The following is a 12,631-nucleotide window of genomic DNA, read 5'->3' as shown; positions in this document are numbered from 1 at the left end:
AATTGCATTGCTTACAGTGATGGCGCGACAGCTGGTATCGAGTTCCTTGGCGACGAAGGCGCATTGTGAGCAGTCTGTTGCGTAACCGAAAACGGCTGCGCAGCACTGTCTCGGTCTTAGGATAGTTCGACTTGGTTTGTAGAATAACCACCATCGTATTTGCGATCCTTTACCTGTTGGCGTTGATTGCATTCTTGACAGGCACATTTGGCTGGCTGGGACAGGAACAAGACCCTTTGTCCGGGGTGTTCCTTTTGCCGTTGGGACTGCCTTGGATATTTCTAGCGGACTTGGTCTCGGAGTCAGCCAAGCCTTGGTTTGCGGCGATTGCACCGATGCTCAACCTGTTGGCGCTGGTCATGATTTGCAGATGGGCACGCAGATTGCGCCAGTAGTGGTGGCTGAACTCTTTCTCACCAAAAGGGAGGAAAACATGGGAAAAGTAATCTTGGGAATTGTGATCGGGCTCGTCCTCGGCGTGGTTGGGGCGATGACCTTGGGTGGCGGGGCCGCGGTGGGTGTCGGCGTTGCGACAGGCTTGTCCGCCGGTGTCTGCACCACATTGAAAGGAGCACAAGCCGAGAACCTGATCACCGCCGAGCAAGCGGATCAGATCCTCAACCGCGTAAATTCTGAAATGGCGTCACTGCAAGGAATTGAAACGACGGACGAGATCGTCGGCAGCGCGCAGGCATGCGATGAATTTCTGTCAAGTTTACGAGAAGCCAAGTGAGGTTCCGATTTGCACGGAACAAAACTCCAAGGATTAGCCAGCAAGGGACCATCTGATGAAACTCGATTTACTCAAACTCCTCACACCCATGTTCGCAATCGCAGGCACGGCTTCGTTTGCAATGTCTGAAGCAGACGATGCGTGTATCGATCATTTGCGACAGGTTGGAGGACCAGACGGTCAATCAGGTACGATTGAAAGCTCAGAGTTCTCAGAAGCGGGCACGCTCGTCATGTTACGTGACGCAGGCGGAACACTTTGGCGTTGCATCGCGTACAAGGATGGAAGCATCGGCGAGATGTCGGTTGTCGAAGCGATGGATGATGGCGGTGGAGCCATGGCAGGCGCCGCCGGGTCTACTGGTAGCCAACGCGTCAAATTTGATTCTGGTTCCACTGGCGCAGAACTCGTTGGTGAACTCGCGCCCGGAGCGTCTCAGCAGTATGCTCTAGGTGCTAAAAATGAACAGTTCCTTTACGTTCGCGTTGCTCCGCGAAATGGCTCCTTGGACTACGTTATTCGCAACCCCGATGGATCTGAACTGTTGGGATTGATGTCGGCGGACAAGGAGTATCGAGGACAGCTTTGGCAATCCGGTGATCATGTTGTGGAGGTTATCAATCGCAGCAACTCTTCTGTCGACTACAACGTCATTTTCGGAATTGAATAGGTGATCAATCAGAAACCCTGGAACGCAAGTCCAAAAAAGCGAGGGAAAAACAGATGAAACCCAAGGTCCTATTGGTGATCGGCACAATGTGCATTTCGGCGCTTGCAGCATGTGATGAGAGTAGCGGTTCGGTGGATGCAAGTGCATCAACTGTTGGCAGTTCTAGCGATCTTTCGTCATTTGAAGGGGCAAGAGCGGGCCAAGCTGAAATGGGTATTCAAAGTCTCGGGTTTGAACTCATCCGAAGCGAAGGGCTGACCTCGTACTGGTTTAACAAGGATACTGGTGCATGTGCTCGGATCACGACATCTGACGGAAGGTACTCAGATGTAGCTATGCTGCCATCAGGTGACTGCTGACACATTTTCATCTAGCTAACATCTGCATAAGGGAGCTCTAGTTTGCATTTCGACCTGGCACATGCGGCGGTCATCATTGCCGCTCTAGTTATCACAAACCTGGCAATGAAATCGGCCGGCGTGATCAACGAAGAAAACAAACACCAATTGAACTGGAAAGTTTTTCTGGCCTACTTCGTGGTCGTCTTTATCATCAATCTGGTGTGGCCGATTTAAAGCTTCACGGCAGAAAGATTATCGTCCACTCGATATAGCTGCCGAGAATGAGCCTCTCCAACAGACCACCAAGTGTGAAGCGTGTGAGAATATGGCGCGTGAGAAAAGAAAGGAACTGACATGCGGTTTTTGACGTCCCTCATATTCATTGGTGTTCTCGCAACCGCTGCGAATTCCGACGTAACAAGCCGAAACGGCGGTCCAAGCAACAGTCAAATGCTATCAAAGGGCGGCGATGGAGGTGTTGATGGCGTCGCTTTCTTTCGACCCGTATTGAGCGGAGTGTTGTATCGCTCCGGTTTCAAAGGCGGCGACAAGGGGCGAACGGGCCTGAGTGAAGGACAACGCGAAGCTTTGTGTGATGAGGGGTTTTCAACCGGGTTTTATGCGGACTTCGGCAAAAACACTGAATACGGTCGCACCAGTTGTGGAAACGGATCCTTTGACTATCAAAGTGCCAGATCCTCCCGACCCAGTGCTGTCATGGCGTCCATACACGAGGTGATTCAAAACCCTGGAAAAGGCCCTGTCCTGGTGCACTGCATGTGGGGTGTTCATTCCTCGGGAGCATTGTCGGCAATGGCGCTCGTTCAGTTTTGTGGTTGGACGGAAGAAAGGGCCAAGGAATATTGGAATGATGCCCGAAACGGGGCCCCATGTTCAGGCGGGTGCGACCAGTGGATTGACTCAAAATTCTCCAACTTCAGCGTCGACCCCAAGTTGAAAATCTCCACCGAACAACAGGCAGCGATTTGCCCCAAATGATATTGGGAGGACTATCCAAATGAAGTTCAACCTTCTGGGGTCACTTGCTTTCATTGCACCCACCGTCTTATGGGCGAACGACGATGTTCTAGGTGAAGCCACGACATTTGATAGTCCCAACGGCGGTACTGAACGCTGTATTCGGATCGAAAAAATTCCAATGGGCGAGTATAAGAACAGCGACCTTGAGGAAGAAACAACCTATTGCGAGATCGATTTCTATGCCTCCGAAATTGCGATTTGCCCAAAAACTTGGAGCACCAGCCCAGGAATGGCCGTCTACGATATTTCGGAAGGACCTTACGTGGGGAACCGTTTTGAATTCGAGAGAAACGCTTGCAAAGAGGGGAAGGCAGCAAAAGATCTGGCCAAGGAAAGAGTGGCCAAGTTCAAGTCCACCATGAACCAAAAGGGCACCAGCGGAACGTTTTCCACCTCGTCGCTGCTTTACTATCATTTCTCCAGATATTTCGATGCGACTGTCAAAGTTCCAGTCGCTGTTTGGCGTAGCATGGACGCCCAGGCGCATTTTTCCGAAGTCGCAGAGCCTGGCCTTGCGATTTCTGGTGGCTCTCATGGCGGGCGCATGAACCACGAAGGCTGGCGGGTCTTCGCAGCTGCGGATGCTGACCCGAACTCATACCAGCCAACCGACGATCTGTTCACCGCAGATCGAACGCAAATATACGGTGTGCTGCTTGATAGCCCTGGGCATCGATACGGCTCGGAGATCAACGGCACCCGTAAATCTGGTTGGGGGAAAGGTCAGAACCGCGATTTTCAGGAAACTCCTGCTTTCTTGGCTTTGCGTTCTTCAAAACCCTTGCCAGAGGCCATTGTAGATGGCGTCGGCGAAGGTCGAAAAGACCGGATGATTAACAAGGATCTCGGTCCCGATGTCAGCGACCAACAGATGGCATTTTGGATGCAAGAACTTACCGAGATTGTTCTCCTCGATTTCATCTTTAGCCAGCAGGACCGCGTAGGAAACATAGACTTCACACCCTATTGGTATTGGGTCGAAGACGGAAAGCTGAAGCATAAGAAAGCCAAGCACCATGAGCCAAACGATGAAGACGTTCCCGCCGAAGCATTATTGATCCGTCGCAGCAATCTAAACGACAACGATGCTGGTGCGCGTATCGAGTATGCCAACTTCGCAAAATCTACTCAAATGCTGGAGAAAATTCGCCACTTCTCTCCAAGCACGTACCGGCGCTTGGTTACATTGAATAGTGACCTTCAAACCCAAGGCCCGGTCTATGACTGGCTATCGCAAAGCATTGGGTTGTCAGACAGTCAGATTGCACAAGTTGTCAAAAATACCGCGCTTGCAACATCCATCCTCCAGGACAATTGTTCTAATGGTGATTTGATGTTCGACTTGGATCCTGTCGCTTTCTTTGTGAGAAACGACACCGTAGTGGAGGCCGTGAACTGTAGTGACCCGTAAGCTTTCTAAGCTTTTTGCGGCGTTCATTTGGACCGCTCTGCTCACCTGCAAAGCGGCGGCATTGGATGTAATCGTCATATCGGATCTGAACGGAAGCTATGGTTCGGTAAGATACGATGCCCGCGTCGACAAAGCGATTGAGCGCATAATCGAGATTGATCCCGATCTGGTGATTTCGACCGGAGATATGGTCGCGGGACAGCGCATTCCCAACTTGTCCGACAAACAGGTCAGGGAGATGTGGAAGGCGTTTCACGAGGCGGTATCAGATCCTTTAACGGCTGCCGGAATTCCGTTTGCGGTCACGCCGGGAAACCATGACGCCTCCGCTTACCGAGGGTTCGAGCGTGAAAGAAAAATATACGCAGAGGAATGGACGCCGAGAAAGCCAGACGTCGACTTCCTGGTTTCAGATGACTACCCGTTCTTCTACGCATTTGAGATGCAAGGCATTACGTTTGCGTCTCTGGATGCTACGACCCTAGGGCCGCTGTCCGGCGATCAGCAGGACCGACTTGTGGAACTGGGTACAAGTGGAGACCCGATTGTCACTTTCAGTCACCTCCCACTTTGGCCCTTCGCGATCAAGCGTGAACGCGAAATCATCGGTGACCCAACACTTGAAAAAATCTATTTGGAAAGCGGTGTGGTTCTGCATCTGTCAGGCCACCATCATGCCTTCTATCCGGGTTGGAAAGATGGTGTTGCTTACGTCTCCCAAGCTTGTTTGGGAGGTGGCCCGCGACGGCTTATCGGATCAAAAGCCAGATCACCTCACAGCTTCACTCATGTTACGTTCCAGCCAAACGGAAAATTTGGGATAGCAGTATATCGAGGACCTGACTTCGAAAGGTCGCTAAATTTCAAGTCGCTTCCGGAAGAGATCAGATCCCCGAATGCAGTCTTGAAACGTTTAGACCTTGTGAAATGACTAGAGGTTGAGTTTCAGTTCAACTTTTTCAGGAACCAGATCGTTTATCATCTCTTCTATCCGGGCTTCTGAAAGTCCACCCGAGGTGATGAAAAGCAATGAGACGCGAGACTTTCCGGGGACGTGGTGTTTTCTGACCAGCTTCCAGCCAGCGTCTGCGGCCATGGCTTCAATGTCCCCGCTGACTTTCAATGAGTGCTCTTCGTTTGAAGCCTTGAGCGAAATTTCCACGCCCTTGTTTCGCCCACCGAGCCAAATGAAACACCAACATACAACCGCCACCAGTGTGGCCATCAAGGGTAAGCCCAGCCCTACCGCCAGCCCAAGCACGGTGACTATAATCATTTCCACCGTGTCGACCGGGTCATCCATATTTGATCGGAACCTTAACAGAGCTCCTATTCCAAAAATCACGAACCCGATCATCGATCCGTGCTGTACGACCAGAAACCCAACCGCCATGCCGACAAGCGCATAAAGGAAGAACAGTCGCGGCATGACGATATCGCTGACACTTCTACGGGCTTTACGTCTCACCGGATGATAGACGATCAAGCCAGCCAGAATGATCGTGACGATCACATCGAGAGTAAAGAAATACAGTTCCTGTTTGCCACGAAACTGCGTCCACCGGCGTTCGATGAGAATTTCCGATTCCGAAGCCCCGGCCAGCATCGTCGCAGGGTCGACTTGTGACACCGCAGCACCTGGCAACAGCAGCATCAACAACACGGTCACAAATGTGAGGGTCGTATTCAACTTGTCTTCCTTCCTGCTCACGCCAAAGGCTTACGCTTCACCAAAGGCACATCGTGCCCTATTCAATTCAATCGCAACAGGCGGGATCAGGTAAAGAGATTACCGTGCATTCTTCGGACATCGCGTCCGGACTGTGATACGAACGCTGATACAAGGATATGGTCCAAGCGCGAGAAAATTGAATGGCAGAAAACAAAGTGTTTCCGTCAAAACCTACAATTTCACGGTGTTTCTGCAAACTTAGACGACTCGCTTTTACGGCCAGCTTGGTTGCGGCAGCCATCTTGCCTTGGACCGATTTTGCCTACGCCGAAAGTGCTGGTTTGGTTCTGGTCGATAAATTCAAGGTGGCAGACAAATCAGAGGGATTTTCAGAGCCTTCCGGTTTGGCAATGTCTAACACTGAAGGCTTCTTGTGGTCTGTAAGTGATGCCGAACCTAAACTGCACCTACTCGGAGTCGACGGGGTATTAGGAAACTCTTTCAAGTTGCCAGCATTGGCAGGATCAGATTTGGAGGGTGTTGCACCTCGAAAAGATGGGTCTGTTTTGGTGCTTCAAGAAACTGACCGATCAATCCTAGTCGTTCACCCAACTGACCCCATTCAACTGACGACAATACCTCTCGCATCTCTTAAAGGTTACCCGACCGCCGCTGAATTACTCGTCGGCAACCCTTTGAATAAGGGACCCGAAGGTATCGCCGTTGACCCGGAATCCGGGCGGGTCTTCGTTGGCATCGAGGGACAACCAAGGTTGTTAATGGTGTTATCGCCAGAGCTAGACGAAATTATTGAGATCATTCCTTTAGCCCGCGATGCAGGTTTTATCTCCGAGCGTGTAGATGATGATGAACTGGATTTGAGCGGCCTGGCATGGTCCCGGTCCTCGCGTTCTCTTTGGATTGTGAGTGACAAAGGCCGTCAGATCTTCATCTACAATCCAGAATCCAAGTCCGTAAAGTCTATCAGTTTGACGTTCACAGAAGATGGAAAACAAAAAGAAGTTAAACATCCCGAAGGGATCGCTCTCGATGAGATCAGAGGGCTTCTCTATATCCTGACAGATGATGCCAAGAAATCGCGGCTTTATGTTTTTGAGCAACCGGAGTTGTGAGGACTGTCCTACTAGTTCTCTACTCTGCGTGGTTGAAAAGCGGGGTTGTGTAAATGAGTGCCGTCTTATGTGCAGTATATTAAGTAAATCTGCGCTCTGTTCGATATGTTTCTAAAAAACATCACCCATCAATATATTCGAATAGCGTCAGGTTCACACATGCGAACCATGTAATATCGTTGGGCTTCAACATGCTCAGTCACCTTAAGGTTATCGATAATGCCCGTATCCAATTCGGTTGTAATTGCGATCATTTGCACTTTAGTGGCCTTTGTTGCAGTTCCAAAATACAGCATTGCCCAAACCTGGGACATCGCATCACAGCACTCTGTCAGCGGCGTAACGGTATATGATACGGATGAGCTGTTAACGTTTGCCGGTCAGTTGGCTTTTGATCGGTCAGGGCGCATCACAGCAGTGGATGTCGCATCAACGATCACGCAGATCTACCGAGAAGACGGTTACTTCTTGGCTGAGGCCTGGCCCGGCCCCGATGGGCAGAGCATAATTGTTGATGAAGGGCGCATTCAAACCATCGAAATTGAAGGTGTAGATACGCGCACGTTCCAAACCCTAGAGAAGATTTTTCAGCCCCTCACCACCTCCTATCCCATAACGCTGAAACGATTTGAGCGGGCGGTTATGCTAGCCGAGGACATACCTGACTTGGAGTTGTCGACCGAACTTGATTACCCGGATCAGGCTGGTGCTCGGCTGAGAGTATTGGGAGAGCCACTGCGAAAACAAGCCGGTAGTGCGACACTCGACAACCCTCCGCGTGAGCTTGGAGAAGCGCTAAGCTTCTATGTCGTGCAAGAGTTTTATTCAACGCTGACCGTCGGGGATTTGCTGCGATTTGAGGGATCAGGCAATTACAATTGGGACAAAGACGATGAGCACTCTTTATGGGGCGCTCTTACCTATCGCACGCCGCTGAACAGCAATGGTCTGTACGGTGAGATCTTCTACGGGAACATAAACGCAAAACGTGACCTCTCAGGGGACTTTGCGAGAACAGATATTGACGGCGAGAACTTCACAGTCGCGATGGGTTACCCCGTGATCCGCGATGTGGCCCGTTATGGATATCTTCTGCTGGACTATCGCCTTTCAAAAGCGGATTCAGTCAGTGGTGGCGTTCCACTATCCAGTGACGCGAGTGTCGTTGGCCTTACATATCTTTACGGGCAAAACTATCCAAAGGGACAAGCTCTGGAAGCGGGGCTAACCTTATCTTTTGGTGACAATGACAACGACACGACAGACGCGAATTTTGACGACGGGGACTCTTCGTTCTGGCATCTACGAGGCGGCATCGGATACGAAAGCCCACTAACGGGCTTGTCGCCCAACACAGCTTGGCGCACCGAGATTTGGGGGCAGTACACAACAGACCGGCTGCCCTCTGTCGAAGAGTACTTCCTTGGTGATCGCTATGCTTTGCGCGGATATCGTTTTGACGAAGTGGATGGTGATTCCGGGATTTCCGCGATTTTCGAAGTGTCTCATTCCTACTTCCCCAGTTCCCAGAGCATACATCGCTTAACGCCCTTTGCCTTTTTCGACGTGGGTTACATCTCGAACAATGACCCTGCGAGTTTTGAAGTTGACAATGCTACACTGGCATCGACAGGTCTTGGGTTGGACATTGAGTTTAAGCAAAATCTATTCCTGTCCGGATATGTCGGTGTCCCTTTGAGAGACGGTCCGTTGACCGACTCAGGCGATCCTGGCGCGTATCTTGCTCTGACAACAAGTTGGTGAGGATGTTATGAAACTGAACCGAATTTCTGTACTTACCGCAACTTGTCTAATTGCAGAACTGGCCGCTACTCAGGTCTTTGCCCGCGGAAATCACTACGGGTGGTGCCGAGGCGTAGGGAACCCACACCAGTCGAGCCAAGGGTGCGGGCAGGCTGGTGGGCAAGGGGCAGGTAATCAAGTTACTGGCCCAACTCAGCCGGTGGCAAATCAGTTGCCGCCTAAGGGAACGCAGCAAACGCCCACGTCCGTTACTGTTCCAGTCCTTGCGCCGGGCGCGGTCCCGAACGCAATTCCCGGTCAGGTTCCTATTGCGACACCAATAGCGGTTCCTGGTCAGGTTCCCACGCCGGTAGTAGCGCCAACTCTAGCTCCGCCTTTGGCACCAAACGCGACACCAAACCGGGTTCCGACAGCCGTTCCCAATCAGGTTCCACCATTGGCTACCGGTCCTACCGCGGTGCCGCCGCAAGTTCCGACTGCAACTCCCAATCAAGTTCCGGTCGCTACCCCTGGCCAGGTTCCGCCTCAACCCACCGGCCCAACAGCGGTGCCGCCACTTGTGCCCACCGCAACACCAAACCAAATACCAGTCGCAGTTCCTGGTCAGGTCCCACCTCAGCCCACCGGTCAAACTGCTGTGCCACCGCTCGTCCCGACTGCAACACCAAACCAGATTCCGGTTGCAGTGCCCGGCCGTGTTCCGCAACCCAGCGGTACTACGGCGACGCCACCGCTTGTACCAACCGCAACCCCCAATCAGGTTCCCACGGCGGTTCCTGGCCAGGTTCCACAGTTGACACCAAAACCGACGGCAACTCACGTGGCCGTCCCAGGACATCCGAAACCACAAGGCGTCGTGACAATCATGCGCCCTAAGCCGAGGCCGACGACCGGTACTGTCCAGCGACCTGGCACAACTCAAGTGACCCACCATATAACCCACCAAAGCAATGCGAAGAAACACGATCACGTCGCAGCAACACCTGGGCGGCATGATCCGCACGACCTACCGAGATTCCGCAACGCGGCGGCCAAGGAAGACTGGGAATGCGTTGCCAGCGGATTTGGACAGCGCCGTTATGATGCTGGGCGAGGCGTGTTGCTGAACAACGGAGCGTTGCGGCATCTCGGAAACGTGGACGCAATGGCACGCGATGTACCGGCACGACATCCAAAACACTCTGGCTGCATTATTTCGGTCAAACGAAAGCAGCAGTAGCGCCAGCCTGGTAAAGGCACATCTTGAAACCTTAGAGGAATTCTTCGGAGTGGGAAGCTGGTTTCCAAACAAGGTTAAGTTGAAGAATAGACATCAACCGAAGGTGTCATCGCTCAGAAGGTTAATGAGGCATACAATATGCCTTGCTGAGTGCTGTTTGGGCATCCGGCTCGGATCATCGGATGCCCCAAAAAACCGACTGTACGTCGTCAGGGTTTTCCGGAGAATTTAGGCCGTTTTGTAACGGAGGCTCTGGTTCGGTTTCTGTTTGAGTTTAGGCGGCAGCGGCTTGGTGCTGCAACCTGCGTTTTCGGATTGTCTGCTTCTTGATCTCCTCTCTCCTCTTTAGGATCTTCGCGCTGCGGCCGTGATAGACATCGGCGGGGGTTAGGTTGTCCAGGCTCTCGTGGTAGCGATGGTTGTTGTAGTGATCGACGAACGCCCCGATCTGGCGTTCCAGGTCGCCGGGCAGGAAGTAGTTTTCCAAGAGGACACGGTTCTTCATGGTCTGGTGCCAGCGTTCGATCTTGCCTTGGGTTTGCGGATGGTGCGGCGCACCACGAACATGATCCATGCCCTTGTCCTCAAGATAAACGGCAAGATCAGAGGCGACGTAAGACGAGCCATTGTCGCTGAGCAGCCGAGGTTTCTGAAGGATCGTCGCGTTGTTGCAGCCAGACGCCTCCAGCGCCAGTACCGCTTCTCGTCGGTGTATTTGACCGCCAGTTCGCGCGGCGTCAGATCTTCATGCTCAAGGGCAAAATCGACAACATCCTCGCGGACCTTACCCGGGGTGCGGTTCCACACTGACTTGGGCCGTGGGGAACGATCAGCTAAGGCATCGACGCCACCGTCGCTCCAGCGGGCATAACCAGACTTTGCAAAGTCCGGTTTCTGCGCATTGCCGGCATTGATGCACGGTGCAGCAATTTGCACTTTGGGCTCACAGTGGTCATCTGACAGTTTTGGTTGGGCATATGAGCTGTCCCGACCTGGTCAACGGCGGCAGTGCGGACGGAGCAGTCATTCATCGCGCGACCGATCAAGTGCAAATAATCAAATTCTGCCTATAGTCTTGGCAAGCGCAATTCAGAATCAGAAATTTGTTCCAGAAGGAGTTTCGTTATGGGCTGGGGGAAGAGTTTAGGTGCCATCAAGGCATTGGTTTTGGGGGTGATCGTCGCGACTGCGAGTCATGCCGAGGATTTTGACCCATCGAACGCTAACACTGCGGACCGCATGACCTATCATCGCGCAGTTGATGCTGCTGTCTGGGCCATGCCTTTGATGAACTTCAAATTCTACATCGATGCTCTCGCTCGGGCCGGTGTCGGGCCGAATGACATTGGTTACAATTCGAAGGTTCAAGATTGGCGCTTCCAAACCGCTACGCCCAACAATACGACGCCCTATATTCATGCATATTGGAACATCAAAGATGGGCCAGTTGTGTTCGAAATGCCTGCTTCAGTCGAAGGGATTGGCATCTTTGGCACCGTGATGGACGCTTGGCAACGCCCACTTGACGATGTGGGCTCAAAAGGGCGCGACAGAGGCCTTGGCGCAAAATACCTGTTGGTGCCGCCAAATTATGACGGTCCGCTGCTCAGGAATGCTCTGGTCTATGAGCAGGAAACCAATTTCGGCTTTGCTGTGCTCCGGCCGATTATCGCCGGAGGTCCGACCGAAGAAAACCTTGCGAGGGCCACTGCATTGACTAAACAAATCAAGGTGTATCCGCTGTCAGAGGCTGGAGAGGAGGCCGCAACAAATTATGTTGATGTCTACGGCGTGCCGCTGGAAATGACGCCTAAGATGGATGGTGGAATCTATGGTCACATCCACGAGATGATAGGCGAAGAAGTCGTGTTGGATCGCGATCTTGCCATGATGGGTGCACTTGCACGTATCGGAATCAAGCGTAACGACCCTTTTGAACCCGATGCAAAATTGCAGGCTATTTATGATGTAGCTGGTCCTGAAGCACTCGAATACATGATTGACCAGTACCACCGTGTGCTCAATCCATTTGTGTTCGAAGGGAAGAAGTGGTCAGCGCTTGTTCCCGATGGATCGCGAGAAACAGAATGGAGCTATGAATACCCTTCATACTACGACTATGTGGCGCGCGGTGCACTTTACTACGCGATTATAACAAGTGTTAAGAATTACGGGACAGCAACCTACTACCTCGATCTGGCCGAGACTCCAGATGGAGAGTGGCTCGATGGCAACCGCAATTACAAAATCACCGTACCTGCCAATGTTCCGGTCCGCGATTTCTGGTCGATCACGACTTACGATCTGGAAACGGCCTCATATCTTCGAGACATTGAGCCAAGCACTATCGATTCTAACATGGCCAGCGTCGTTAAGAACGACGACGGGTCCGTTGATATTTTCTTCGGGCCAAAGGCACCAGAAGGAAAAGAAAGCAACTGGCTTCCAACCAATCCAGAACGTCGTTTTTTCCTTCTCGCGCGGTTTTATGGTCCGGAACCTAGTCTGCTGGACAGTAGTTTTGAGCTGAATGACATGGAACAAACGGATTGAAAAATTCTAGTGTCCGCTTTGGGCTCAAAGCGGTCGTCGGCGGCGGCGTGTAAGAATGGCGGTCTGGACAGTCTTACAAGGGAGCGTGGTGTGG

12 protein-coding genes and 1 pseudogene are annotated in these 12,631 nt (G+C 52.1%); 10 read left to right on the top strand and 3 right to left on the bottom strand.

What is annotated here, in order from left to right:
* The first annotated feature begins 271 nt into the window (after positions 1 to 271).
* The 6 genes from AC2FJE_RS23260 (at position 272) to AC2FJE_RS23235 (ending at position 5,127) form a co-directional block, all read left to right on the top strand.
* Positions 272 to 733: a hypothetical protein gene (locus AC2FJE_RS23260; RefSeq protein WP_282121544.1), complete on the top strand. Its 462-nt coding sequence runs from the start codon at positions 272 to 274 to the stop codon at positions 731 to 733.
* A 55-nt stretch (positions 734 to 788) separates the two neighbouring features.
* A complete protein-coding gene (locus tag AC2FJE_RS23255; protein WP_282121543.1) occupies positions 789 to 1,403 on the top strand; it encodes a hypothetical protein in 615 nt (204 codons plus the stop codon).
* A 53-nt stretch (positions 1,404 to 1,456) separates the two neighbouring features.
* On the top strand, positions 1,457 to 1,762 hold the full coding sequence (locus AC2FJE_RS23250; RefSeq protein ID WP_170710079.1) for a hypothetical protein: 306 nt from the start codon (positions 1,457 to 1,459) through the stop codon (positions 1,760 to 1,762).
* A 42-nt stretch (positions 1,763 to 1,804) separates the two neighbouring features.
* A complete protein-coding gene (locus tag AC2FJE_RS23245; protein ID WP_170486445.1) occupies positions 1,805 to 1,978 on the top strand; it encodes a hypothetical protein in 174 nt (57 codons plus the stop codon).
* Positions 1,979 to 2,762: 784 nt separating this feature from the next.
* Entirely contained in the window at positions 2,763 to 4,196 is a 1,434-nt protein-coding gene (locus AC2FJE_RS23240) for a hypothetical protein (protein WP_496758669.1), read from the top strand.
* Entirely contained in the window at positions 4,186 to 5,127 is a 942-nt protein-coding gene (locus AC2FJE_RS23235; RefSeq protein ID WP_496758667.1) for a metallophosphoesterase family protein, read from the top strand. The genes AC2FJE_RS23240 and AC2FJE_RS23235 overlap by 11 nt, the downstream gene beginning before the upstream one ends.
* Here the strand turns inward: AC2FJE_RS23235 and AC2FJE_RS23230 are convergent, their stop codons facing one another.
* Positions 5,128 to 5,886, bottom strand: a complete 759-nt coding sequence (locus AC2FJE_RS23230; protein ID WP_496725567.1) for a DUF4956 domain-containing protein — start codon at positions 5,884 to 5,886, stop codon at positions 5,128 to 5,130.
* A 182-nt stretch (positions 5,887 to 6,068) separates the two neighbouring features.
* Between AC2FJE_RS23230 and AC2FJE_RS23225 the strand changes: the two genes are divergently transcribed.
* Together AC2FJE_RS23225 and AC2FJE_RS23220 are read left to right on the top strand one after the other, a co-directional pair.
* A complete protein-coding gene (locus tag AC2FJE_RS23225; protein ID WP_496725566.1) occupies positions 6,069 to 7,001 on the top strand; it encodes an SdiA-regulated domain-containing protein in 933 nt (310 codons plus the stop codon).
* 219 nt (positions 7,002 to 7,220) lie between these two features.
* A complete protein-coding gene (locus AC2FJE_RS23220) occupies positions 7,221 to 8,765 on the top strand; it encodes a ShlB/FhaC/HecB family hemolysin secretion/activation protein (RefSeq protein ID WP_299637023.1) in 1,545 nt (514 codons plus the stop codon).
* A 305-nt stretch (positions 8,766 to 9,070) separates the two neighbouring features.
* On the opposite strand, the gene AC2FJE_RS23215 is transcribed toward AC2FJE_RS23220, so the two are convergent.
* A complete protein-coding gene (locus tag AC2FJE_RS23215) occupies positions 9,071 to 9,202 on the bottom strand; it encodes a hypothetical protein (RefSeq protein ID WP_282121537.1) in 132 nt (43 codons plus the stop codon).
* A gap of 485 nt (positions 9,203 to 9,687) precedes the next feature.
* Between AC2FJE_RS23215 and AC2FJE_RS23210 the strand changes: the two genes are divergently transcribed.
* Positions 9,688 to 9,984, top strand: coding sequence for a hypothetical protein (locus AC2FJE_RS23210; protein WP_496725564.1), 297 nt, complete (start codon positions 9,688 to 9,690; stop codon positions 9,982 to 9,984).
* A 274-nt stretch (positions 9,985 to 10,258) separates the two neighbouring features.
* On the opposite strand, the pseudogene AC2FJE_RS23205 reads toward AC2FJE_RS23210, so the two are convergent.
* Positions 10,259 to 10,854, bottom strand: a pseudogene (locus AC2FJE_RS23205) (helix-turn-helix domain-containing protein); the annotation flags it as partial.
* Positions 10,855 to 11,109: 255 nt separating this feature from the next.
* On the opposite strand from AC2FJE_RS23205, the gene AC2FJE_RS23200 reads away from it, so the two are divergent.
* A complete protein-coding gene (locus AC2FJE_RS23200) occupies positions 11,110 to 12,537 on the top strand; it encodes a DUF1214 domain-containing protein (RefSeq protein WP_496761521.1) in 1,428 nt (475 codons plus the stop codon).
* Positions 12,538 to 12,631 lie beyond the last annotated feature (94 nt).

This window comes from Ruegeria sp. CDSC002 (assembly GCF_059610905.1).
This window is presented reverse-complemented; position numbering and strand designations above follow the sequence as displayed.

Bases quoted from the DNA above. Each gene is read 5' to 3' on its own strand.
- AC2FJE_RS23250 (WP_170710079.1), top strand. From the start codon at position 1,457: ATGAAACCCAAGGTCCTATTGGTGATCGGCACAATGTGCATTTCGGCG.
- AC2FJE_RS23215 (WP_282121537.1), bottom strand. From the start codon at position 9,202: ATGGTGGAACCTGATTGGGAACGGCTGTCGGAACCCGGTTTGGTGTCG.
- AC2FJE_RS23225 (WP_496725566.1), top strand. From the start codon at position 6,069: ATGGCAGAAAACAAAGTGTTTCCGTCAAAACCTACAATTTCACGGTGT.
- AC2FJE_RS23255 (WP_282121543.1), top strand. From the start codon at position 789: ATGAAACTCGATTTACTCAAACTCCTCACACCCATGTTCGCAATCGCA.
- AC2FJE_RS23220 (WP_299637023.1), top strand. From the start codon at position 7,221: ATGCCCGTATCCAATTCGGTTGTAATTGCGATCATTTGCACTTTAGTG.
- AC2FJE_RS23240 (WP_496758669.1), top strand. From the start codon at position 2,763: ATGAAGTTCAACCTTCTGGGGTCACTTGCTTTCATTGCACCCACCGTC.
- AC2FJE_RS23200 (WP_496761521.1), top strand. From the start codon at position 11,110: ATGGGCTGGGGGAAGAGTTTAGGTGCCATCAAGGCATTGGTTTTGGGG.